General features: G+C 38.5%; 22 protein-coding genes. 21 read left to right on the top strand and 1 reads right to left on the bottom strand.

Features of this window, described 5'->3' with window-relative positions; genetic code table 11:
* Positions 1–63: 63 nt before the first annotated feature.
* Positions 64–306, bottom strand: a complete 243-nt coding sequence (locus KHA97_RS10195) for an indolepyruvate ferredoxin oxidoreductase subunit alpha (protein ID WP_213124643.1) — start codon at positions 304–306, stop codon at positions 64–66.
* A 293-nt stretch (positions 307–599) separates the two neighbouring features.
* On the opposite strand from KHA97_RS10195, the gene KHA97_RS10190 reads away from it, so the two are divergent.
* The 21 genes from KHA97_RS10190 (at position 600) to KHA97_RS10090 (ending at position 22,569) form a co-directional block, all read left to right on the top strand.
* Positions 600–1,352, top strand: coding sequence for a response regulator transcription factor (locus KHA97_RS10190; RefSeq protein ID WP_213124642.1), 753 nt, complete (start codon positions 600–602; stop codon positions 1,350–1,352).
* Between the two features lies 1 nt (position 1,353).
* Entirely contained in the window at positions 1,354–3,135 is a 1,782-nt protein-coding gene (gene pnpS, locus KHA97_RS10185) for a two-component system histidine kinase PnpS (RefSeq protein WP_213124641.1), read from the top strand.
* 326 nt (positions 3,136–3,461) lie between these two features.
* Positions 3,462–4,391 (top strand): phosphate ABC transporter substrate-binding protein, encoded by a 930-nt coding sequence (locus KHA97_RS10180; RefSeq protein WP_213124640.1) that lies wholly within the window; start codon positions 3,462–3,464, stop codon positions 4,389–4,391.
* A gap of 224 nt (positions 4,392–4,615) precedes the next feature.
* Positions 4,616–5,470: a phosphate ABC transporter permease subunit PstC gene (gene pstC, locus KHA97_RS10175; protein ID WP_213125731.1), complete on the top strand. Its 855-nt coding sequence runs from the start codon at positions 4,616–4,618 to the stop codon at positions 5,468–5,470.
* Positions 5,467–6,351, top strand: a complete 885-nt coding sequence (gene pstA / locus KHA97_RS10170) for a phosphate ABC transporter permease PstA (protein WP_213124639.1) — start codon at positions 5,467–5,469, stop codon at positions 6,349–6,351. The genes pstC and pstA overlap by 4 nt, the downstream gene beginning before the upstream one ends.
* Positions 6,352–6,489: 138 nt before the next feature.
* On the top strand, positions 6,490–7,254 hold the full coding sequence (pstB, locus tag KHA97_RS10165; protein ID WP_233713519.1) for a phosphate ABC transporter ATP-binding protein PstB: 765 nt from the start codon (positions 6,490–6,492) through the stop codon (positions 7,252–7,254).
* Positions 7,255–7,269: 15 nt separating this feature from the next.
* Positions 7,270–8,055, top strand: a complete 786-nt coding sequence (gene pstB, locus KHA97_RS10160) for a phosphate ABC transporter ATP-binding protein PstB (protein ID WP_213124637.1) — start codon at positions 7,270–7,272, stop codon at positions 8,053–8,055.
* Between the two features lie 27 nt (positions 8,056–8,082).
* Positions 8,083–8,739 carry a phosphate signaling complex protein PhoU gene (phoU, locus tag KHA97_RS10155; RefSeq protein WP_213124636.1) on the top strand — a complete coding sequence of 219 codons (657 nt, stop codon included), beginning with the start codon at positions 8,083–8,085 and terminating at the stop codon, positions 8,737–8,739.
* 107 nt (positions 8,740–8,846) lie between these two features.
* Complete coding sequence (locus KHA97_RS10150; RefSeq protein WP_213124635.1) at positions 8,847–9,248, top strand: MarR family winged helix-turn-helix transcriptional regulator; 402 nt, start codon at positions 8,847–8,849, stop codon at positions 9,246–9,248.
* On the top strand, positions 9,245–10,450 hold the full coding sequence (locus KHA97_RS10145; RefSeq protein ID WP_213124634.1) for an MFS transporter: 1,206 nt from the start codon (positions 9,245–9,247) through the stop codon (positions 10,448–10,450). Before KHA97_RS10150 ends, KHA97_RS10145 begins: the two co-directional genes overlap by 4 nt.
* 539 nt (positions 10,451–10,989) lie before the next feature.
* Positions 10,990–11,229, top strand: coding sequence for a CsbA family protein (locus tag KHA97_RS10140; RefSeq protein WP_213124633.1), 240 nt, complete (start codon positions 10,990–10,992; stop codon positions 11,227–11,229).
* 195 nt (positions 11,230–11,424) lie between these two features.
* Positions 11,425–11,661, top strand: a complete 237-nt coding sequence (locus KHA97_RS10135) for a DUF2164 family protein (RefSeq protein ID WP_213125730.1) — start codon at positions 11,425–11,427, stop codon at positions 11,659–11,661.
* A gap of 213 nt (positions 11,662–11,874) precedes the next feature.
* The gene (gene uvrB, locus KHA97_RS10130) at positions 11,875–13,854 is read left to right on the top strand and encodes an excinuclease ABC subunit UvrB (RefSeq protein WP_213124632.1); all 1,980 of its coding nucleotides are present in this window, start codon (positions 11,875–11,877) and stop codon (positions 13,852–13,854) included.
* 7 nt (positions 13,855–13,861) lie between these two features.
* On the top strand, positions 13,862–16,747 hold the full coding sequence (uvrA, locus tag KHA97_RS10125) for an excinuclease ABC subunit UvrA (RefSeq protein WP_213124631.1): 2,886 nt from the start codon (positions 13,862–13,864) through the stop codon (positions 16,745–16,747).
* A 193-nt stretch (positions 16,748–16,940) separates the two neighbouring features.
* Positions 16,941–18,101, top strand: a complete 1,161-nt coding sequence (locus KHA97_RS10120) for a DUF4097 family beta strand repeat-containing protein (protein WP_213124630.1) — start codon at positions 16,941–16,943, stop codon at positions 18,099–18,101.
* Positions 18,102–18,123: 22 nt separating this feature from the next.
* Complete coding sequence (locus KHA97_RS10115; protein WP_213124629.1) at positions 18,124–18,480, top strand: phage holin family protein; 357 nt, start codon at positions 18,124–18,126, stop codon at positions 18,478–18,480.
* Positions 18,481–18,635: 155 nt separating this feature from the next.
* Positions 18,636–19,571 carry an HPr(Ser) kinase/phosphatase gene (gene hprK / locus KHA97_RS10110; protein ID WP_213124628.1) on the top strand — a complete coding sequence of 312 codons (936 nt, stop codon included), beginning with the start codon at positions 18,636–18,638 and terminating at the stop codon, positions 19,569–19,571.
* A 43-nt stretch (positions 19,572–19,614) separates the two neighbouring features.
* Positions 19,615–20,424, top strand: a complete 810-nt coding sequence (gene lgt / locus KHA97_RS10105) for a prolipoprotein diacylglyceryl transferase (protein ID WP_213124627.1) — start codon at positions 19,615–19,617, stop codon at positions 20,422–20,424.
* 14 nt (positions 20,425–20,438) lie between these two features.
* Positions 20,439–21,377, top strand: a complete 939-nt coding sequence (locus tag KHA97_RS10100) for a nucleoside recognition domain-containing protein (protein WP_213124626.1) — start codon at positions 20,439–20,441, stop codon at positions 21,375–21,377.
* Entirely contained in the window at positions 21,377–22,030 is a 654-nt protein-coding gene (gene ppaX / locus KHA97_RS10095) for a pyrophosphatase PpaX (RefSeq protein WP_213124625.1), read from the top strand. The genes KHA97_RS10100 and ppaX overlap by 1 nt, the downstream gene beginning before the upstream one ends.
* Positions 22,027–22,569 carry an acyltransferase gene (locus KHA97_RS10090; protein ID WP_213124624.1) on the top strand — a complete coding sequence of 181 codons (543 nt, stop codon included), beginning with the start codon at positions 22,027–22,029 and terminating at the stop codon, positions 22,567–22,569. Before ppaX ends, KHA97_RS10090 begins: the two co-directional genes overlap by 4 nt.
* The last annotated feature ends 494 nt before the right edge of the window (positions 22,570–23,063 follow it).

Raw genomic sequence — 23,063 nt, 5'->3', positions numbered from 1 at the left:
TTGTGTTTAACAATTGGGGTTCCGTTCAAAATAACATTAAGCCTTGTCTTTTTTTATGTGAAATTATTCCTGAGAAGCGAAAAATTCTTTCGCTTTTTGGATGAACATTTCATCTTCAGGAAGCAAATCTTCCTCGTGATATATTGCTTCAACTGGGCAAACCGCTTGACAAGCACCACAGTCGATACATAGGTCAGGGTCGATAAAATACATATCTTCGCCTTCGAAAATACAATCAACAGGGCAAACCTCGACACATTCGCCAAACTTTTCACCCAAACATGGTGAAGTGATAACGTATGACATAAAAAAACCACCTTTAAATTGAAATCTTTATTATAATTTCCCCGCCTTCAACAGAGAAATCTTGGTCACACTCGTCCTAAATAAAGAACTGAAATAACAATTATTAGCTTAATCCAATCTTAATAATAGCAAAATCACAACCCTATTTCAATTGTACGAAAAAATGAACGAAAATACATTGTCAATTTTATGAAAATTGACAGTCCCCTCCGAAAAACGTACATTAAAACTAGATTGAACCTGTCTCTTTAGGGTCAGCCCTAAAAGGGACGGGGCTATTGGGGACAGGTCTAATGGGGACAGTCCCCTTTGAACCTGTCCCCCGAAAAGCGAAGGAGGGTTTGTTTTTGGAAAGAGTGCTGGTTGTTGATGATGAGCCATCGATTGTGACGCTTTTGCGTTTTAATTTGGAGAAGGCTGGATTTTCTGTTATGACGGCGGAGGATGGAAATACTGGCCTGGAAATGGCTATGAAAGAGAAGCCGGATTTTATTGTACTAGATTTGATGCTTCCAGGTATGGATGGTATGGATGTTTGCAAAAGATTAAGGCAAGAAAAAGTAAATACCCCTATTTTAATGCTGACAGCAAAGGATGATGAATTTGATAAAGTACTTGGTCTTGAACTTGGCGCGGATGATTATTTAACCAAACCTTTTAGTCCGCGAGAAGTTATTGCAAGAGTGAAGGCCATTTTAAGAAGGTCTAATATGAATGAAATTCCTGAACCTGTTACTAAAGATGAAGTGATTGAAATAGGACAGCTTACTGTCTTTCCTGAAAAGTATGAAGCTGTACTTTCAGGGGAAAAGTTGGAATTGACTCCGAAGGAATTTGAACTTTTATTATACCTAGCAAATAACCAAGGAAAAGTATTAAGCCGCCATCAATTATTAGATGCAGTTTGGAATTATGATTTTGCTGGTGATTCACGAATCGTGGATGTCCATATTAGTCATTTGCGGGAAAAGATTGAGGAAGATACGAAGCAGCCGGTTTATATTAAAACGATTCGCGGCTTCGGTTATAAATTGGAGAAACCATAATATGCACAAATTATGGGTTCGGATCACGTTTTCATTTTTATTATTAATGTCTTTATTGCTACTCGTTTCCGGTTTTTTTATAGCGGAATTGATGAAAAATACATATTATCAAATAAAGGAAAAGCAGTTGGCTCAAACTGCGCATTTAGTGTTAAATGCTGTAGAAATGGATAAAACGGGGTTGCAAGCTGAGGATCTGCAAAATAAAGTGATTGCCTTATCGTCTCAAGTACAATCACGGCTTACCGTTATTAATAAAAATGGTGAAGTTTTGGCAGATACAGAAGATGATCCCGCAAAAATGGAAAACCATGCTAAACGTCCGGAAATTCAGCAAGTGCTTAAAGAGCATTTATCATCGGGACTTTCCATTAGGTACAGTGATACTCTCGGTTATAGCATGATGTATGTGGCAATTCCCATTCATGAAAATAATCAACTTGCTGGTGTCATGAGAGTTTCGTTATCAATAGAAAATATCGAGCACGCGATTCAGAAGCTATGGATTAGCATAGCACTCGTACTGTTTGTTGCATTTCTTTTGACGGGTCTAATCGGAATGAGATTAGCGAAAGACATATCCGTCCCGATTGAAGAAATGATTATCGTATCAGAAAAACTTAAGGAAAAAGATTATTCGGCAAGAGTAAAAATGAAGTCTAAAGGTGAACTCGGCCAATTGGCCAATGCCATTAATGTCCTTGCCTCCAGTTTGAAAAACCAAATGGATAAACTCCATGAAAATGAACATCGACTTACAGGCGTTCTTGCGAATATGATGAGTGGAGTTTTGCTTGTCAATACTGAAGGGCAAATTTTATTGGCAAATCGAGCTATGGGGAAAATGCTCGGAGAGAATCCGAGAGCATTCTCGAATAAGCATCATATGGAGGTAGGAAGAAGTAAAGAACTCAGTAATTTGATTGATCATTGTCTAAAAACAGGTCATGAAAAAAGAAAAGAAGTACATTTTTACTATCCGAAAGAAAGAACGGTAGACGCTCATATAGCTCCATTTGTACGTGAAAATGGCGAAGTGAGCGGAATTATTGTCGTTCTCCATGATGTAACAGATATTCGCAGGCTTGAGAAAATGCGCAGTGATTTTGTCGCAAATGTCTCTCATGAATTAAAGACACCAATTACGTCATTAAAAGGTTTTGCCGAAACCTTACTTGACGGAGCAATGGAAGATGAAGAGTTATGCCGCAATTTTTTAACGATTATTTATAAAGAGAGTGATCGACTGCATCGACTTATAAAAGATATCCTCTATTTATCAAGCATCGAACACCACGGCATCCCGCTAACGATTGAAAAAGTAAATGTAGCGGAAGCTGTTTTGAGTACGGCCCAAACTATAAAAGAAGGCGCGGCCAAAAAGAATTTACATCTTAATCTTCCAGAAAAAAGTGATATTTGGATCGAAGGCGAAAAGGATCGAATTCAGCAAATTGTTTTAAATCTTCTTTCCAATGCAATCTCCTATACTCCGGAGGGTGGAGAAATTTCTGTAAACATCATAGAACAGGAAAAAGATGTTAAACTCCTTATTTCTGATACAGGGATAGGAATTGCTCAAAAGGAATTGCCGAGAATTTTCGAGCGCTTTTATCGAGTAGATAAGGCGCGATCGCGCAGTTCAGGAGGCACGGGATTAGGGCTTGCCATCGTAAAACACCTAGTTGATTCGCAAAATGGAAAAATAGAAGTTAAAAGTGTTGAAGGAGTAGGCACGACTTTTATTGTTACACTCCCTAAAAAACAACATAATGATATATGATACATGCATCCTTTTTTTGGATGCATTTTTTTATGCTTTCAGGGAACTATACATGTATAAAGATAGTTTCCGTCTAGCACGAGCAGCGTCAACTCCTTTCCATATTGTTTTCATTATCTCTGTCGAAGTCTAATGTGGCGGTATCAACGGAATGACATCCTATGGTCCAGTATGTAGATAAACAGGCGTTTAGATTTTGTTTTTTACAAAAAAAAATATCATCTTTACACAATCTTTACAATTCGTTCATACCAGATTAACTATAAAGATTTATATTATATTTGCAAGGCAATAGTAGATTACAAAAAATAAAGGTGGGTAAACTCATGAAGAAGAATGTATTTGCAATTTTTGCCTTAGTACTTATGTTTACATTAGCTTTGGCAGGATGCGGAAACAACGCACAACCAGAAACAAATGGAAACAATGAAACACCAGCTCCGGCTGAAAATAATAAGCAAGAAGAACAAAAAGAAACAGTATCTGGATCTATCACAGCAGTAGGTTCTAGTGCCATGCAACAATTAGTAGAAGCAGCTGCTCAACAATTTGCAGCTGAAAACCCTGGTGCAGTTATCAATGTACAAGGCGGCGGAAGTGGTACAGGCTTAAGCAAAGTTAGTGAAGGTGCAGTTGATATTGGGAACTCTGACGTTTTCGCTGAAGAAAAAGAAGGAATTCCAGCTGATAAAATCGTTGACCATAAAGTCGCTGTCGTAGGAATGGGACCAGTTGCTCATCCAGAGGTTGGCGTTAAAGAGCTTACTCAAGATCAGTTAATCGATATTTTTACAGGAAAAGTTACAAACTGGAAAGATGTTGGTGGAAAAGACCAAAAGATCCAAGTTATTAACCGTCCTAAAGGATCTGGAACACGTGCTACATTTGAGAAGTTCGGTCTTAAAGGTGCGGAGCCAATTGAAGCACTAGAACAAGAATCTTCTGGTACAGTTAGAAAAATGGTAAGTGAAACACCTGGTGCAATTAGCTATCTAGCATTCTCTTATTTCGATGATTCCATCCTAGCACTATCTGTTGATGGTAATGAGCCTACTCAAGAAAACGTTGAAACAGATACTTGGAAAATCTGGGCTTACCAACATATGTATACAAATGGTGAAGCAACAGGTTTAGCGAAAGCATTTATCGACTACATGCTATCAGATGAAGTTCAAACTACATTGCTTAAAGAAATGGACTTCCTTCCAGTGAGTGGAATGAAAGTCGAACGTGATCCTGAAGGAAACGTTAAGTAAGACTTGAAAATGTAGTTGGATAGCCATAAATACGTTTTGACAAACTTAATATAGAAAGTAAGGGTGGTTACTTGAAAAAAAATTCTAAGTGACCTCCCTTAAGTTCTTTTGTCTAAAAATGGGGATTTTAGAAAGGAGCTGCCATTTTGGAGAAAATTGCAGAAAATAACTCTGCTCAATTACTAAAACCGAATAAAAAAGTTAGAATTGAGCAAACCGGTAAAATGCTGACATTAGCAGCGGTCGGCTTAACTATCGGAATAGCATTTGCTATTCTCTTTCTTGTTTCATCTAAAGGTTTATCTACCTTCTATATAAATAAAGGCAGTGTGATTGATTTTTTAACAGGTCTAAAATGGAATCCTGGGGTAAAGAACGAATTAGGTAAACCAATTATTGGGGCTTTGCCTTTTATCTTTGGTTCCTTTGCAGTCACCTTTTTATCCGCTGCCATTTGTGCACCAGTGGCCATTGGCGCAGCTGTTTTTATGACAGAAATTTCACCGAAATTTGGAAAGAAAATTTTACAGCCTGTTATTGAACTGCTCGTCGGAATTCCATCCGTAGTATATGGATTTATCGGCTTATCCGTTGTTGTCCCTTTCATAAGGAACCATATTACTGGTAGCGGATTTGGTATTGCGGCTGGTACTATTGTGCTTTCCATCATGATTTTGCCTACTATTACAAGCTTATCCGCTGATGCGATTAGAGGAGTACCAAGGCAGCTTCGCGAAGCATCGCTCGCTCTAGGAGCAACTCGTTGGCAGACCATCTTTAGAGTTGTTTTGAAAACTGCTCGTCCAGGCTTACTGACAGCCGTCATATTTGGAATGGCAAGAGCCTTTGGTGAAGCACTCGCTGTCCAAATGGTTATCGGGAACTCATCAGTTATTCCGACATCCCTATTTGAACCTGCCGCAACATTAACAAGTGTTTTGACAATGGGAATGGGCTATACCGTCATGGGGCAAGCGGAAAATAATGCTCTATGGTCATTGGCACTCGTATTGTTAATTATGTCATTGATCTTTATTCTTGCTGTCAGAATGATTGGAAGGGGGAGAAAAGACGCATGAATGCAAAGCTTGCAGATCGTATAGCTACAATTACTTTTTATTTGATCGCCTTTATCATTGTTCTCATTCTTGCAAGTCTTTTAGGTTATGTTCTTTATCATGGTATACCAAAGCTGAGCTGGCATTTCATTTCATCCCCTCCGCAAATTTTTAAAGCCGGTGGTGGAGTTGGCCCGCAGCTGTTTAATTCATTTTATTTACTCGTGCTTACCATGCTGATTACAGTACCTCTGTCACTTGGAGCCGGGATTTATATGGCTGAATATGCAAAAAAGAATGCATTTACTGATTTTATTCGGACGATGATTGAAGTATTATCTTCACTTCCATCCATTGTCGTTGGATTATTCGGCTTTTTGTTTTTCGTTATTTATATGGGTTGGGGATTCTCAATTCTATCAGGTTCACTTGCTTTGACTGTTTTTAATCTACCCCTTATGGTGCGCGTAGTAGAGGAATCTATAAACAATATTCCAAGACAGCAAAGAGAAGCCGGGCTTGCACTTGGAGTTTCACGCTGGGAAACAATGACGACAATTATTTTACCAGCAGCACTTCCAGGAATTATTACGGGAGTCATCTTGGCTTCAGGAAGAGTGTTCGGAGAAGCAGCAGCATTAATTTATACAGCTGGTATGAGTACACCTAATTTAGATTTTACGAATTGGAACCCGTTATCCCCAACATCTCCTCTTAATCCGATGAGACCAGCGGAAACGTTAGCTGTTCATATTTGGAAAATCAACGGAGAAGGAATCATTCCTGATATTGAAGCAGTTTCAGATGGCGCAGCTGCTCTTCTTTTGCTAGCCATATTAATCTTTAATCTTGGAGCTCGCTTAATTGGCAGTCTTGTTTATAAAAAAATGACATCCTCCTAATGGGAAGGAAGTTTTATTGATTTTTTGTATATAGCTTTTATAAAAGGAGGCACTAGGATGGCCACCCAAACAGTGATTCATAAAAATAATGTTAAAACTGATAAATCTGGACGAATTGCCCAGTTAAAATCCAATCCAATGACTGAAAAAGAGATTGCGATGGAGACGGAAGGCTTATATGTCTACTATGGAAAAAAAGAGGCAATCAAAAATGTCTCATTAGCTTTTCCGAAAAATGGAGTAACAGCGTTAATTGGACCGTCTGGCTGCGGTAAGTCCACGTATTTGCGCAGCTTAAACCGTATGAATGATGAAATTGAAAACTGCAGAATTGAGGGCAGTATTTTATATAAAGGCGTCGATATTAACTCATCAATGGCAAATGTATTTGAAGTAAGAAAACAAATCGGTATGGTTTTCCAAAGACCGAATCCATTTGCTAAATCGATTTATAAAAATGTTGCTTATGGTCCGACTCATCACGGAGTAAGAAATAAAAATAAAATTGATAAAATTGTGGAAGATAGTTTGCGGAAAGCTGCTTTATGGGATGAAGTAAAAGATAAGCTTCATCAATCTGCACTATCCTTATCTGGAGGGCAGCAGCAGCGCTTGTGTATTGCTAGAGCGATTGCGATGAATCCTGAAGTGTTGCTTCTCGATGAACCAGCTTCTGCACTAGATCCCGTTTCAACTGGAAAAATTGAAGAGTTGATTGGTGAACTGAAAAAAGATTATTCGATTATTATCGTGACGCACAATATGCAGCAGGCGGCACGTATCTCAGACAATACAGCATTTTTCTACATGGGAGAAGTCGTGGAATATGGTGAGACTGAGCAAATTTTTACGAATCCCCACAATGAACAAACCGAACAATACATCTCCGGAAATTTTGGATAAGAGGTGGGAAATTTTATGGCAGTAACTCTTTTAAAAACTAAAAATGAGCAGACCGTAATCCGGACAGAACAGCTCCAATTTTACTACGGGAAAGCTCAGGCACTGAAAAATATCAATCTGGATATTAAAAAAAATCAAGTAACAGCTTTCATTGGTCCGTCAGGATGTGGAAAGTCTACATTCCTTCGTACATTGAATAGGATGAACGATTTAATTCCTGGAACCCGTACAGAGGGGAAAATTTTAATTGGCGATATGGATATCACGTCTCCTCAAATAGACACAGTGGAATTGCGTAAACAAGTCGGAATGGTTTTTCAACAGGCCAATCCGTTTCCAATGTCTATTTATGATAATATCGCTTATGGACCACGCATCCATGGATTGAAAAACAAGAAAAAGCTGGACGAAATTGTGGAGTCCAGTTTACGAGCTGCTGCTCTTTGGGATGAGGTAAAAGATAACCTTGGAAAAATTGCGACAGGTTTATCTGGAGGTCAGCAGCAGCGACTTGTATTGGCGAGAGTGCTAGCTGTGAAGCCAGAAATTATTTTAATGGATGAACCAACATCAGCGCTTGATCCTATTTCAACATCAAAGCTGGAACAATTAATTTTAGAATTGAAAAAAGAGTATACGATCATCATTGTCACCCACAACATGCAGCAGGCGGCTCGTGTTTCAGATGAAACAGCCTTTTTCCTTAATGGAGAAGTAATTGAGTTTGCCGATACGAATACCATTTTCACAAATCCTAAAATGAAACAAACGGAAGATTATATATCTGGCCGTTTTGGTTAAGAAAATCTATGAGGGGTGGAAATAAATATGGCTATAAGAAGTCAATTTGATGAAAAGTTGAATGAACTCCATCAACAGCTGCTGTCGATGGGAATGATGGTGGAAGAAGCAGTGTATAAAGCGGTTAAGTCGCTTATCGATAAAGATGTCCCTTTGGCAAAATCAGTAATAGACGGCGACAAGGATATTAATGAAGCGGAGATTGGAATTGAAAAGTCTTGCTTTTCTTTAATCGCATTACAACAGCCGGTAGGAAGCGATTTACGCAGAATTGCTACGACATTAAAGGTTGCAACCGATTTGGAACGAATGGCGGATCATGCTGTTAGCTTTTCCAAAACAACGATTAGCCTAAAAGATGAACAGTATGCTAAACCACTTATTGATATCCCGAAAATGGGAGAATTAGTTCAGAAAATTGTACGAGATGCATTAGGTGCGTATATTAAAATGGACCATAAAGCTGCTGTAGAAATTGCAAAGCAAGATGATGTTATTGATGAATATTTTAACAAAGTCTTTACTGATTTAATTGAGTTAATGGGAAAAGATAAAAATTTAATTCATCAAGGGTCTCATTTACTGCTTGCCGCACAATATTTAGAAAGAATCGGAGACTATGCTACGAATATTTGTGAATGGATCGTGTATATGTCGGAAGGTAAAATGGTGGAATTAAATTAACTTAGTGGACTTTCAGCTTTGTCTGAAGGTCCTCTTTTTAGTTTACAAATTTCATGATTAGATTTAAAATAAATACTTACCTAGGTAAATAATTTGAGGTGAAAATCATGAATCCGATATTCCATGAAATTTTTCAAAAGACCCGATATTTAAGTAAAGAATTGAATCATACGCTAAAGGAATATGATTTATACGCTGCTCAATGGAGCGTTTTGTATGTCGTTCATGAGAATGAGGAAATGACACTAACGCAAATATGGAAGTATTTAAATGTTGAGGCACCGACTATTTCTAGGACAGTTCAACGGTTAATTGAATTGGGCTGGTTGACCGAAAAGTTTGGCGAGGATCGCAGAGAAAAAATGGTACGGCTATCGGAAGACGCTGAAAAAAAGTTCAAAACAATAGAAGAGTCTGTCATAAATTTTGAAAATCAATTTTTACAGGAATTATCTTTAGAAGAACAAAATCAATTAGTTATTTTGCTAAAAAAACTGAAGAAAGGATGACCTCTTTGGAAAAAAAACAACCAATATGGACGAAAACATTCATTAGTCTGTTTTGTACCAATTTATCCGTTTTTACTGTGTTTTATGGTTTAGTCACCACTTTGCCGCTCTATGTGATTGAAAGCTTAAATAGAACGGATAAAGATGCGGGACTTCTCATGACGATTTTTCTTCTTTCAGCGATTTTAATGAGGCCTTTTACAGGGAAAATTTTAGATCTTTACGGCAAAAGAAAAATGCTTTGGATCAGTTTATTTTTTTATGTAGTTTGTACAATCCTTTATGCCCTTGTAAATCCTTTTTCAGGATTATTAATATTACGTTTTATTCAAGGAATTTGGTTTAGTATCGCCACGACTGCAAGCGGATCTCTTGCGGCTGATAACGTTCCAATGTCGAGACGTGGTGCCGGGTTAGGATATTTTACGATGTCTACCAATTTAGCAGTTGTCCTCGGACCGATCCTTTCACTTACAATTGTTCAAACCTTATCATTTAATGCCCTTTTCATTTTCATGAGTGTTTTTATGGTTATCGGTGCTTCTTTGTCTTTAACCATTCGAGCAGATAAAAAGTTTGAAAAAAGTACGGCCTCGAAACGATCTTTTTCCATCCATGACTTATTTGAAAAAAAATCTGTTCCTGTTGCCTTGCTCGCAAGCTTAGTTTCCTTCTCATATGCGAGCGTCCTATCATTCTTGTCAATCTATGCTCAGCAAAAACACCTGTTGCATTTAGCAACTGTTTTTTATTTAGTGTACGCATCCGCTATGCTTTTGACTCGTCCGTATACGGGAAGATGGTTTGATGAAAAAGGACCAAAATACGTATTAATCCCTGGCTTCATTAGCTTTTGCGGCGGACTCTTACTATTAGCCTTTATTAACTCATCGTTCTTATTTTTATTGTCTGGAATATTCATTGGATTTGGGTACGGCGCACTCGTTCCTAGTTTACAAACCCTTTCTGTACAAGCAACCACCCCGGAACGAAGTGGGTATGCCACTGCGACCTTCTTTACACTATTTGATATCGGAATTGCCGCAGGTTCCTACGCACTAGGGATTATAGCTGTTCATTTTGGCTATCAAAATATGTATGTGTTATCCGGAATATTAATCTTTATTGTTTTGGCGTTTTATTTGATGATCGACAGGAAAAAATCTGTCGCAAAAAATTCTTTTGCAGCAAAGGATATATAGATTGTTTGAGAAATCTAGATTCGTCCTCGAATAAGAATTTCTATAACTGAGTATAGTTTTGCCGTGATTGAGAGTGATACTCGGCAGAAGTGTGACAAACTTCCGTAGTTTTGCCGTGATTAAGGATGATACGCGGCAGAGGTGTGACAAATCTTTAGGTTTTGCCGTGATTGAGAGTGATGCGCGGCAATACTGTTACAATTCTTCAAAGTTCTGCCGCGAATGAGTACGATACGTAGTTAGAATTGTAACAGATTCTCTCAAAATTCAAACGTGGAAATGAATTAAGGTAAATTCCAGTTTTCGTTCTAGCAAAGTTGAAATAAAGGAACAAAAAAGACAAATAACTAATTTCATGTCACTATTGAGATCAATGAATTGTCACTTATACTCAATTTCGTTCCTTAATCTTGTTAATCGGAAATGATAAATTTCTTCATTAGATAAAGTTAAAAATTCTCTCTTTCTTAAAAAAATCCTTGCATTTTACTATGTTTTCAGAAAAACTGAACATATAGTCTGAAGTGAGGTGTTTTTTTATGATTGATAAAATAATATCTGCCATTTTTTTACCCGCAATCCTTATGATTTTTTTCACGAGGGTAACGTATAGCCGGACGGTAGGATTTGCGTTAACGATTGCTTTAATTATCGTATCAGCATATAAAGGGTATATTATGACATGGTGGTTAATTGTAATAGAGGCAGCCTCACTAACAGTAGGCTTGTATGTTACTAATCAAATGAAAAGGAAAAAAACTAAAAGTTCTTCTACGTAAATAAGGAGTCAGTCCTCCATCACGCATCACGATGGAAGTCTAACTCCATTTTTTCGTTTGTAAAAGGTCTTTCAACAACTTGCGGGAATAAGAGGTCAAATGACATACCTGAACCTCAAAGCACTAGAGCTCAAAGTGAACCCGCAGTACTGAATATAAATTTTCATTTTAAGAATAGGAGTGTTTAATATGTTAATGCCAAATTTGACAGCAGAAAAGAAGAGGGAAATGATCCGTGAAATACAACAGTTTTTTTGGGAAGAACGTGGTGAGGAAATTGGGGAAATTGCTGCAGAAGCGTTTTTTGAGTTCATAAAAGATCGTCTTGGTCCTGTTTTTTACAATGCTGCTATTCGCGATGCCCGTGAAATTGCTGAACAAAGAATGCAAACACTCGAAGAAGACTTATATGCACTAGAAAAACGTTTGTAAAATTAACCAAATATATGTTCGCTTTTTGCTGGTTTTTCTAATATTGCTTGTGGTAAAATATATAACATGATTAATTGTGTATAAGTGTTGTCAATAATGATAGTTATACTTTTTCATTTGGCTTTGTTAAAGATTAATTGAGGATAATTCCATGGAGTGGAAATCAATTTTAGCAATGTCTTCAGATTAAAAGTAGAGTAGGGGGCCGCCGTTTTGAAAAATCAATTTCAACTTGTTTCGAAATATCAGCCTGCCGGCGACCAGCCGCGGGCTATTGAGAGCCTTGTCGAGGGTCTTCGCAATGGGAAAAAATATCAGACCTTGCTGGGAGCAACAGGTACTGGGAAAACATTTACGGTCTCTAATGTCATCCAAGAAATCAACAAGCCAACGCTTGTTATTGCACATAATAAAACACTTGCGGGTCAATTGTACAGTGAGTTCAAAGAGTTTTTTCCGAACAATGCTGTTGAGTATTTTGTCAGTTATTATGACTATTATCAGCCAGAAGCATATGTACCGCAAACAGACACGTATATCGAAAAGGATGCCAGCATCAATGACGAAATTGATAAGCTTCGACACTCTGCCACTTCGTCTTTATTTGAACGAAAAGATGTTGTCATCATCGCCAGTGTGTCGTGTATTTACGGTCTCGGTTCTCCTGAAGAATATCGTGAGCATGTTCTTTCACTAAGAACAGGAATGGAGATTGAGAGAAACCAGCTTTTAAGAAGACTAGTTGATATTCAGTACGCACGAAATGATATTGATTTTCAACGTGGAACATTTCGGGTTCGCGGCGATGTTGTAGAAATTTTTCCGGTGTCTCGGGATGAACATTGTATCCGCGTCGAATTTTTCGGAGATGAAATTGATCGGATTAGGGAAGTAGATGCTCTTACTGGAGAAATTCTCGGAGATCGTGATCACTCCGCTATTTTTCCGGCTTCTCACTTCGTTACAGGAGAAGAAAAACTATCAATTGCCATTGAAAATATAGAAAAAGAACTGGAAGAGCAACTGGCGATTATGCGTGCGAACGATAAACTCTTAGAAGCGCAACGACTTGAACAAAGAACTCGTTATGACTTGGAAATGATGCGAGAAATGGGTTTCTGTTCCGGAATAGAAAACTATTCCCGTCATTTAACGTTGAGGCCGGCTGGAGCTACACCATATACACTATTAGACTATTTTCCAGACGATTTTCAAATTATTATCGACGAATCACATGTGACATTGCCGCAAATTCGAGGAATGTATAATGGTGACCAAGCAAGAAAACAAGTACTTGTCGATCACGGATTTAGATTGCCGTCTGCTCTTGATAACCGGCCGCTTAAATTTGAAGAATTCGAGAAACATATTCATCATGCTATCTTTGTTTCAGCAACTCCTGGACCATATGAGCTTGAACATACTCCTAAGATGGTCGAGCAAATTATTCGACCAACAGGATTACTAGATCCGAAGATTGAAGTTAGACCAATAGAAGGGCAGATTGACGATTTGCTTGGAGAAATTAATGATCGGGTCGCACGCAATGAGCGCGTACTCATTACAACGCTTACGAAAAAAATGTCCGAAGACTTGACCGATTACTTAAAAGAAATTGGGGTAAAGGTTCAATATTTACACTCTGAAGTAAAAACGCTTGAACGGATTGAAATTATACGAGAATTAAGGATGGGAACGTATGATGTCCTTGTAGGAATTAACTTGCTCAGAGAGGGACTGGACATTCCGGAAGTATCTCTCGTTGCCATTCTTGATGCAGACAAAGAAGGATTCCTTCGTTCTGAGCGCTCGCTTATTCAAACAATAGGACGTGCTGCTCGTAATTCAAACGGACATGTCATTATGTACGCTGATAAAATGACAGATTCGATGGAAAAAGCGATAACAGAAACGAAGCGCCGTCGTGCAGTACAAGAAGCTCATAATAAGAAATACAGCATTACACCGATGACCATTCAAAAAGGAATCCGAGATGTCATAAGAGCAACAGTTGCGGCAGAGGATACAGAAGAATATGCTGCAGCAGTAAAAACGAAGAAAATTACAAAGAAAGAAAGAGAAAAGCTTTTGGCTACGATGGAAAAGGAAATGAAAGAAGCAGCAAAAGCGCTTGATTTCGAACGGGCAGCCGAGCTTCGTGATGCAATATTGGAGTTAAAAGCGGAAGGATGAACACAATATGGCACAAGATAAAATAATTGTCCAGGGTGCAAGAGCCCATAATTTGAAAAATATAGATGTCACTATTCCAAGAGATAAACTGGTTGTATTAACTGGCTTATCAGGTTCCGGAAAATCGTCCCTTGCCTTTGACACCATTTACGCCGAGGGGCAACGGAGATATGTAGAGTCTCTATCTGCATATGCCCGCCAATTCCTCGGTCAAATGGATAAGCCAGATGTAGACGCCATTGAAGGTCTTTCACCTGCCATTTCAATTGACCAAAAAACAACAAGCAGAAATCCACGATCTACAGTCGGAACGGTTACCGAAATTTATGATTATTTGCGTTTGCTTTATGCACGAATCGGCAGACCGATTTGCCCTGTCCATGGGATTGAAATTACGTCACAAACGATTGAGCAAATGGTTGACAGGATTATGGTGTATCCAGAGCGAACAAAGCTCCAAGTTATGGCGCCGATCGTTTCAGGGAGGAAAGGGACACATGCCAAAGTGTTGGAGGATATTAAAAAGCAAGGCTTTGTTCGTGTCCGCGTAGATGGGGAAGTATATGATCTTGGCGACGAGATTGAGCTTGAAAAAAATAAAAAGCATTCCATTGATGTCATTGTCGACCGTATTGTCATAAAAGCAGGAGTTGAAACGAGACTGGCAGATTCATTGGAAACAGCACTGGGACTTGGTGAAGGAAAGGTCATTATCGATGTTATTGGAGAGGAAGAATTACTATTTAGCGAAAACCATGCATGTCCGGAATGTGGTTTTTCTATTGAAAAATTAGAGCCAAGAATGTTTTCCTTTAACAGTCCGTTCGGGGCATGCCCAGATTGTGATGGTCTTGGTTCTAAACTTGAAGTCGATCCTGAACTTGTTATTCCAGATTGGTCCAGAACTCTTAATGAAGATGCCATTGCGCCGTGGACACCAATCAGTTCGCAATATTATCCGCAGATGCTGAAAACAATCTGCAATCATTACGGAATAAACATGGATGTTCCAGTTCAAGATTTACCTAAAAAAGAAATTGATATTATTCTTTACGGTACAGGCGACTTGATTAAATTCCGTTATCAAAACGACTTTGGTCAAGTTCGTGAGAGTAATATTAGATTTGAAGGTGTCATCCGTAACGTAGAGCGCCGTTTTCAAGAAACAAGCTCAGATTATATTCGTGAACAAATGGAAAAATATATGGCACAGCAGCCATGTCCTCGCTGTAAAGGACATAGATTAAAAGAAGAGAGCCTTGCCGTTAAAATTAATGGCCACCATATTAGTGAAATTACGGGGCTTTCTGTCGTCGAAGCTGACCAATTTTTCTCCAGCTTAAGTTTATCAGAAAAAGAAATGCAGATTGCCAAACTTATTTTAAGAGAAATTGAAGAGCGATTAGGATTCCTCGTCAATGTAGGGCTTGATTATTTGACATTGAGCCGCGCCGCCGGAACATTATCGGGTGGAGAAGCACAGCGGATTCGATTGGCGACTCAAATTGGTTCAAGATTAACAGGAGTTCTTTATATATTGGATGAACCTTCAATCGGATTGCACCAAAGGGATAACGATCGTCTTATCAGTACATTAAAAAATATGAGGGATATTGGAAATACCCTCATCGTCGTTGAACATGATGAAGATACGATGCTTGCGGCAGATTATTTAATTGATATTGGTCCGGGAGCAGGTGTTCACGGTGGTGAAATTGTAGCAGCAGGAACACCTGATGAGGTGTCAAACAATAAAGCATCTCTTACAGGGCAATATTTATCAGGAGAAAAATTTATTCCGCTTCCTATTGAACGCAGGAAAGCAAATGGAAGGTATCTTGAAATTAAAGGTGCAAAGGAAAACAACTTGAAAAATGTGAATGTCAAGTTTCCATTAGGACTGTTTATTGCGGTTACAGGCGTTTCTGGTTCTGGAAAAAGTACTTTAATCAACGAAATCCTTCATAAGAGTCTTGCTCAAAAACTTCATAAAGCAAAGGCTAGACCAGGTGCACATAAGGAAATTAAAGGCATTGAAGAATTGGAAAAAGTAATCGATATTGACCAATCACCAATTGGCCGAACACCAAGATCAAATCCGGCTACTTATACGGGTGTGTTTGATGATATTCGAGACGTTTATGCATCTACAAATGAAGCAAAAGTTCGTGGTTATAAAAAAGGACGGTTTAGTTTTAACGTAAAAGGCGGCCGCTGTGAAGCATGCCGCGGAGACGGAATTATCAAAATCGAAATGCACTTTTTGCCAGATGTTTACGTACCATGTGAAGTATGCCATGGTAAGCGGTATAACCGAGAAACATTGGAAGTAAAATATAAAGGGAAAAATATTGCCGAAGTGCTCGATATGACGATTGAGGATGGACTTGAGTTTTTTGAAAACATACCTAAAATCAACCGGAAATTGCAAACGATCGTTGACGTTGGTCTTGGCTATATGAAGCTTGGCCAACCTGCTACAACATTGTCAGGCGGGGAAGCGCAACGTGTAAAGCTAGCTTCAGAATTGCATCGTCGTTCCAATGGTCGTTCATTCTATATATTGGACGAACCGACTACAGGACTTCATGTTGATGATATTGCAAGGCTTCTTACGGTGTTGCAAAGACTAGTTGATAATGGCGATACTGTTCTTGTCATTGAACATAATCTCGACGTTATAAAGACTGCTGATTATATTGTGGATCTTGGTCCTGAAGGCGGCGACAAAGGTGGAACGATCATCGCAAAAGGAACTCCGGAAAAAGTCGCTGAAAGTCTTGAGTCCTATACTGGAAAATATTTAAAACCGATATTGAAACGTGACAGAAATCGAATGAGGAAACGAATCTCCGAACAAGAGCAAGTTGAGGAATTGGTAGGGAAACATTAACCTTTGTATAAAAAAATCAACTGGAGCTTTTCTGCGGGAAAAACGGTACCTTTAGTCAGGAGGCGCCCGCAGGAAGCAAATTCCTGTTAGTGCAGGTAAAAAATCCTGTGACAAAACCAATTACCGATTATATGAAACTTATACTGCTTCGTAATCGTATTACCATGTATTACGAATAAGGAGGAAGTCGAAAATGAATCAAGAAAGAAAAAAAATACTTGAATTGGTGCAAAAAGGAAAACTTTCTGCACAAGAAGCGATTATCCTACTAGAAGCATTAGAAGAAGATGGAGAAAAGAATGCTCCAGTAAGCGAAACTTTAACAACTGAGCCGATACAATCTGAACATACATCATTTGAAGAAAAAGAGTTCGAATTTAAAACAGAAGAAAAGAAGCAGGAAGAAAAAACGAATAAGGAAGATTCCTTTTATACTCAATTGGAAAGTGCTGGGGAGAAAATTTTTGATTTTGTCAATAATGCATTGAATAAGATTAAGCATTTTGATTTTCAATTCAATCAATCCGTTGATGTTCCTCATACTTTCCAACAAGCTGTTACGGGAATCGAAAGAATCGAACTAGACGTGGCAAATGGTCCTGTTAGGCTTGTTACATGGGACCAGCCTGAAGTACGAATCGAATGTCAGGCTAAAGTATATCGATCAGAAGATAGGGAAGATGCAAGAAATTATTTTCTCGATAATACAGTATTTTCTGTGGAAAAAGAAATGCTCATTTTTGCTACTCAATCGAAATGGATGAGAGTAGAAACTGTCGCATACATTCCTAAGGAGAATTATAAAAAAATTTCCGTGAGAATTTTCAACGGCGGAATTACAGGTGAGCAGTTAGAGGCAAAATACTTAACGATAAAAACAACGAATGGGAAAGTTGAGCTTTCCAATATCGAAGGAGAAAAATTTGATATAGATACTGTAAACGGTCAAATCAAACTTTCAAATTCAAACGCTTTACAATTAGAAGCTGAAACGGTGAATGGAGCAATCGATGCGATAGGTGATTTTGAAAGTGTCGACCTTCAATCGTTTAACGGGAATATCTCATGCACGTTAACAGAAAACAATACGAATAAATTTGAGGCGAAGGCAGTAACTGGCAATATTAAATTGATTGTGCCCGGCAACTCAAGTGTGGATGGCGATGTTCGTTCAAATTTAGGAAATTATAAGCTTGAACTTGATGGCATCGATGTGTTGCACGAAAAGAAAGAAATTATTCAAAAGCAAGTGAAATTTAAACGGACTGGTTCGGATGATCATGTAATTCATGTACTTGCAGATACGAAGACAGGATCTGTGAATATAGGAGAAGCAAAGTCAACAGTCGTCTGAACATAGAGAGTGGGGATAATAGATGAAATGGATCATTGGCATTCTTATTAATGCTCTTTTGTTCCTCGCGTTTGCAGGATATTTCGAGGGCTTTCATGTAACAAGCTTCGGAGCGGCTGTGGGGGCCAGCATCGTTTTGTATATTATTAATATGCTTGTAAGACCACTCCTTATCGTCCTAACGTTACCTGTTACGATTCTTTCACTTGGTTTATTTTTATTCGTCATTAATGCTTGTACATTATTAATTACAGATGCCATAATGGGAGATAAATTTGACATATCAGGATTTGGACTCGCACTTCTTATTGCTATCATCATGTCCATCGTCAACTTAATCATTCATAAAACAATTTTGGAACCTAAAAAAAGGAAATAATTTTTAAGAAGTTTGCTCCACTTAACAAAAAGTGGGGCTTTTTATTTTTACTCCTATTTGAATAAAATAGTTCGAAGGGTAGAGATTCCAATTGAATAAGTGATAGAATAATAAAATGAGTGGAAGTTTTTCATTTTGCATTAGGAGTGATTGAGTTGGCGAAAGTCCGAACAGAAGACATAATAAAGCAATTTGACTTAGAATTGATTAGTGGAGAGGAAGGAATTCATAAACCAATCACCACTAGTGATATATCTCGTCCAGCCTTGGAATTAGCTGGTTTTTTCAATTATTATCCTGCTGAGCGGGTCCAGCTTCTTGGAAGAACGGAAATCGTTTTTAGTGAAGGGCTTGCACAACATGAAAGAAAAGAACGCATGGAAATGCTTTGTAATGATACAACTCCTGCAATTGTTGTATCGCGGGGGTTGGAAATACCAGATGAATTAATAGAGGCTTCGGAACGAAATAGCGTTCCTCTTATGCGTACTAATATGAAAACAACACGTTTTTCAAGCAAGCTAACGAATTATTTAGATGGAAAATTAGCTCCTACAACAGCAGTTCACGGAGTCCTTGTCGATATTTATGGCATTGGTGTTTTAATAACTGGCCAAAGCGGTGTAGGAAAAAGTGAAACTGCGCTGGCATTAATTAAAAGAGGTCATCAGCTAGTGGCGGATGATTGTGTTGAGATACGTCAAATAGAAGAAAATTTACTCGTCGGATCGCCTCCAGATTTACTGGAACAACTTTTGGAAATTCGTGGACTGGGCATCATTAATGTAATGACATTATTTGGAGCAGGCGCAGTACGACCAAGTAAAAAAATAACACTTACCGTTCACATGGAAACATGGGATGAAAATAAGCATTATGATCGAGTCGGGCTTGACGAAGAGACGATAAAAATAATAGATACGGAAATTACAAAACTCACGGTGCCTGTTAGACCTGGACGCAACTTAGCTGTAATTATTGAAGTGGCCGCCATGAACTTCCGTTTAAAACGCATGGGGGTAAATGCCGCTCAACAGTTTACAGAAAGACTTGCTCAAGTCATCCAAGGCGGCGAAGACGGTATCGTATAAGTAAATTCAACGTTATCAATCAAGCTAAAGAGGAGTTGAATATATGGGTATTGAGCCTATTAATCCGATAGCGATAAAACTTGGACCCATCCCTGTTCATTGGTATGGGATTATTATAGGGATAGGTATTGCTGTTGCATTATTGTTAGTTGTTCGTGAAAGTGAAAAGCGTGGACTACATAAAGATACTTTCCCTGATTTATTAATATGGGCTATTCCAATAGCGATTATTTGTGCACGTATTTACTACGTCCTATTTGAATGGGAACATTATTCGCAACATCCCGAGCAAATTATTCAAATTTGGGAAGGCGGAATTGCGATTCATGGGGCCCTGATTGGTTCCGTTTTAACAACAATTGTTTTTGCCAAACGAAAAGGGCTTTCGTTTTGGAAATTAGCTGATATTGCTGCACCAAGTATTATTATTGGACAAGCAATTGGACGCTGGGGGAACTTTATTAATCAGGAAGCTCACGGGGATGTCGTGTCTAGAACATTTCTAGAAAATTTACATCTTCCTCAATTTATTATTGATCAAATGTATATAAATGGTGAATATTATCATCCTACTTTTCTATATGAGTCGATTTGGGATTTCATCGGATTCATCATCTTAATTTTTTTAAGAAAAGTAAACCTTCGCAGGGGAGAAATGTTCTTAACGTATGTAATTTGGTATTCAATAGGGCGCTTTTTTATCGAAGGAATGCGTACTGACAGCTTAATGCTGACAAGTGGTTTAAGAATGGCGCAAGTGCTTTCTCTCGTATTGATTGTTGGTTCTATTGCTATTTGGATTTATCGAAGTAAGGCAGGGCTTGCTGATAAAAGATATCTAGACAAAGCCTAAAGGAGAAAAACAACATGTGGAAGTCTTCAATAAAAGATGGCGGTTTGATTGGATTAAAAACGACGTGGACGTTAGGAAAAGTTATTTTTCCCATTACATTAATAGTAGTGGTCCTTCAGCATACTCCAGTATTACCGTGGATTATTAAACTGATTGAGCCTCTCATGGGCATACTGGGTTTATCCGGGGATGCAGCGATTCCACTCGTATTAGGGAATTTTTTAAACTTATATGCTGGAATTGCCGGGATTCTATCCCTTGATTTAACTGTAAAAGAAGTTTTTATAATTGCCGTCATGATGTCCTTTTCACATAATCTAATTATTGAGTCTGCTGTAGCAACGAAAGTAGGAGTAAAAATATGGATCATGATTGCAGTCCGACTAGGCTTGGCGATATTTTCGGCCATCGTTATTAATCTTATGTGGAGTGGTGGACAAGAAATAGCACAGTATGGGATTATGCAAGTTCAAGAACAACAAGCTACTGGCATTTTCTCAATTGCAATGCTAGCACTTTCAAAAGCTTTTTATGGCGTCATTCAGTTGGCGATGATTGTTATTCCTCTAATGATCGGAATTCAATTATTAAAAGATTATAAATGGCTGAATGTTTTTTCAAAGTGGATGGCCCCCTTTACTAAATTATTAGGGATGAGGGAAAATACATCCACGACGATGGCAGCTGGGTTAATCTTTGGACTTGCGTATGGGGCAGGTGTGATGATCCAAGCCGTGAAGGAAGACGGGGTAAGCAAAAAGGATGTCACGCTGGCATTTATCTTTCTCGTTGGATGCCACGCGGTAATTGAAGATACACTGATTTTTCTTCCCCTTGGAATTCCTATTCTGCCACTCCTTTTCATCCGCTTAATAACTGCGGTGCTGTTGACCTTAATTGTGGCGGCTATATGGAAACATCTGGATGTAAAACGTGAAAGGGGATTTGCCTAATGGATAAAAAAATTACTACTTTATTATTCGATCTTGATGGAACGTTAATCGATACAAATGAGTTGATCATTTCCTCTTATCTACATACTCTTGAAAAATATTATCCCGGCAAGTTTGGAAGGGATGATGTTCTTCCATTTATGGGTCCGACTTTGGAGGATGTATTTATGGGAATAGATCCTGATAAAGCGGATGAGATGATAAAGGTTTACCGAACTTATAATATAGAGCAGCATGATCTTTTAGTAAAAGAGTTTAATGGTGTGTTCGAGACGATTCGTACTCTTCATGAAAATGGATTTAAGCTGGCGATTGTTTCCACAAAGGTAAGGGATGTTGTGTTAAAAGGACTCGTTCTTACAAATCTTGATCAATTTTTTGATGTTGTCATCTCGCTTGATGAAGTTGAACACGCAAAACCAGATCCTGAACCTCTAGAAAAAGCGTTGCAATTATTAGGCTCGTCCCCTGATGAAGCAATCATGATTGGGGATAATCACCATGATATTTTAGGTGGGAAAAATGCTGGTACATATACATGTGGGGTCTCCTGGTCTTTAAAGGGAAGAGAGTATTTGGAACAATTTGAACCTGACTATATACTTGATCAAATGTCTGATTTATTGGATATAGTCGGAGTCGGAATGAAATGAGAAGGACTGAACGATTTCCAGTTTCAGGAGCAAATTCACTTTGGCACGTATACAAAACAGTGCCTTTTTGGAAGGTTGTTCGTAATTTCATAGTCATCCAATTAGCAAGATATACCCCCTTTCTTGGGATGAAAAATTGGATGTATCGTCATTTATTGCGGATGAAAGTGGGTGAACATACTTCATTTGCTCTAATGGTCATGCTGGATATTATGTTTCCAGAAAAAATTTCTGTCGGCAGAAATACGGTCATCGGTTATAATACAACTATTTTAGCCCACGAATATTTAATCAAAGAATATCGTTTAGGAAATGTTGAAATCGGGGATGAAGTCATGATCGGCGCTAATTCGACAATCTTACCCGGCATAAAAATTGGCGATAACGCCATCGTATCGGCTGGCACACTTGTTCATAAAGATGTACCAGCTGGCACGTTCGTCGGAGGCAACCCGATGCAGGTTATTTACACAAAAGATGAACTTGCTAAAAGATGGAAAGATGATGAAATATATGGAATGGGGAAAACGGAAACCTGATGCATCAAAGCATCCGGTTTTTCGTTTTTTTACTACTTTACGAATGGAAAATATGGAAAAAGGAATAGATTTGTCGGGATTCTGAAACACAAATTATGTAACTGAGCTGTTTCCAACCTGATTAGGGGCTCAATTGAGACAGAAAATGTGAAACCGGGCTAGTTCAGTCCCAATTCCGGCTCAATCCAGACAGAAAATGTGTTTCCGGACTAGCTCAGTCCCGATTTGGCCTCAATCGAGACTAAAAATGTGTAGCCGAGCTAATTCAGTCCCGATTCGGCCTCAATCGAGACAGAAACTGTGTAACCGGGCTAGTTCAGTCCCGATTCGGCCTCAATCGAGACTGAAAATGTATGACCGAGCTAGTTCAGTCCCGATTCGGACTCAATCGAGACTGAAAATGTGTTTCCGGGCTAGTTCAGTCCCGATTCGGACTCAATCGAGACTGAAAATATGCAACCGAGCTAGTTCAGTCCCGATTCGTCCTCAATCGA

This window comes from Lederbergia citri, from assembly GCF_018343625.1.
GTDB lineage: Bacteria > Bacillota > Bacilli > Bacillales > Bacillaceae_C > Lederbergia > Lederbergia citri.
This window is presented reverse-complemented; position numbering and strand designations above follow the sequence as displayed.

What these genes read in the sequence shown, in the direction of transcription:
- KHA97_RS10195 (WP_213124643.1), bottom strand. Translation starts at nt 306, where the DNA reads ATGTCATACGTTATCACTTCACCATGTTTGGGTGAAAAGTTTGGCGAA.
- KHA97_RS10145 (WP_213124634.1), top strand. Translation starts at nt 9,245, where the DNA reads ATGACCTCTTTGGAAAAAAAACAACCAATATGGACGAAAACATTCATT.
- KHA97_RS10120 (WP_213124630.1), top strand. Translation starts at nt 16,941, where the DNA reads ATGAATCAAGAAAGAAAAAAAATACTTGAATTGGTGCAAAAAGGAAAA.
- KHA97_RS10180 (WP_213124640.1), top strand. Translation starts at nt 3,462, where the DNA reads ATGAAGAAGAATGTATTTGCAATTTTTGCCTTAGTACTTATGTTTACA.
- pstA (WP_213124639.1), top strand. Translation starts at nt 5,467, where the DNA reads ATGAATGCAAAGCTTGCAGATCGTATAGCTACAATTACTTTTTATTTG.
- pstB (WP_213124637.1), top strand. Translation starts at nt 7,270, where the DNA reads ATGGCAGTAACTCTTTTAAAAACTAAAAATGAGCAGACCGTAATCCGG.
- KHA97_RS10115 (WP_213124629.1), top strand. Translation starts at nt 18,124, where the DNA reads ATGAAATGGATCATTGGCATTCTTATTAATGCTCTTTTGTTCCTCGCG.
- KHA97_RS10100 (WP_213124626.1), top strand. Translation starts at nt 20,439, where the DNA reads ATGTGGAAGTCTTCAATAAAAGATGGCGGTTTGATTGGATTAAAAACG.
- pnpS (WP_213124641.1), top strand. Translation starts at nt 1,354, where the DNA reads ATGCACAAATTATGGGTTCGGATCACGTTTTCATTTTTATTATTAATG.
- ppaX (WP_213124625.1), top strand. Translation starts at nt 21,377, where the DNA reads ATGGATAAAAAAATTACTACTTTATTATTCGATCTTGATGGAACGTTA.
- lgt (WP_213124627.1), top strand. Translation starts at nt 19,615, where the DNA reads ATGGGTATTGAGCCTATTAATCCGATAGCGATAAAACTTGGACCCATC.
- pstC (WP_213125731.1), top strand. Translation starts at nt 4,616, where the DNA reads ATGCTGACATTAGCAGCGGTCGGCTTAACTATCGGAATAGCATTTGCT.
- KHA97_RS10135 (WP_213125730.1), top strand. Translation starts at nt 11,425, where the DNA reads ATGCCAAATTTGACAGCAGAAAAGAAGAGGGAAATGATCCGTGAAATA.
- KHA97_RS10150 (WP_213124635.1), top strand. Translation starts at nt 8,847, where the DNA reads ATGAATCCGATATTCCATGAAATTTTTCAAAAGACCCGATATTTAAGT.
- pstB (WP_233713519.1), top strand. Translation starts at nt 6,490, where the DNA reads ATGACTGAAAAAGAGATTGCGATGGAGACGGAAGGCTTATATGTCTAC.
- KHA97_RS10090 (WP_213124624.1), top strand. Translation starts at nt 22,027, where the DNA reads ATGAGAAGGACTGAACGATTTCCAGTTTCAGGAGCAAATTCACTTTGG.
- uvrA (WP_213124631.1), top strand. Translation starts at nt 13,862, where the DNA reads ATGGCACAAGATAAAATAATTGTCCAGGGTGCAAGAGCCCATAATTTG.
- KHA97_RS10140 (WP_213124633.1), top strand. Translation starts at nt 10,990, where the DNA reads ATGATTGATAAAATAATATCTGCCATTTTTTTACCCGCAATCCTTATG.
- KHA97_RS10190 (WP_213124642.1), top strand. Translation starts at nt 600, where the DNA reads ATGGGGACAGTCCCCTTTGAACCTGTCCCCCGAAAAGCGAAGGAGGGT.
- phoU (WP_213124636.1), top strand. Translation starts at nt 8,083, where the DNA reads ATGGCTATAAGAAGTCAATTTGATGAAAAGTTGAATGAACTCCATCAA.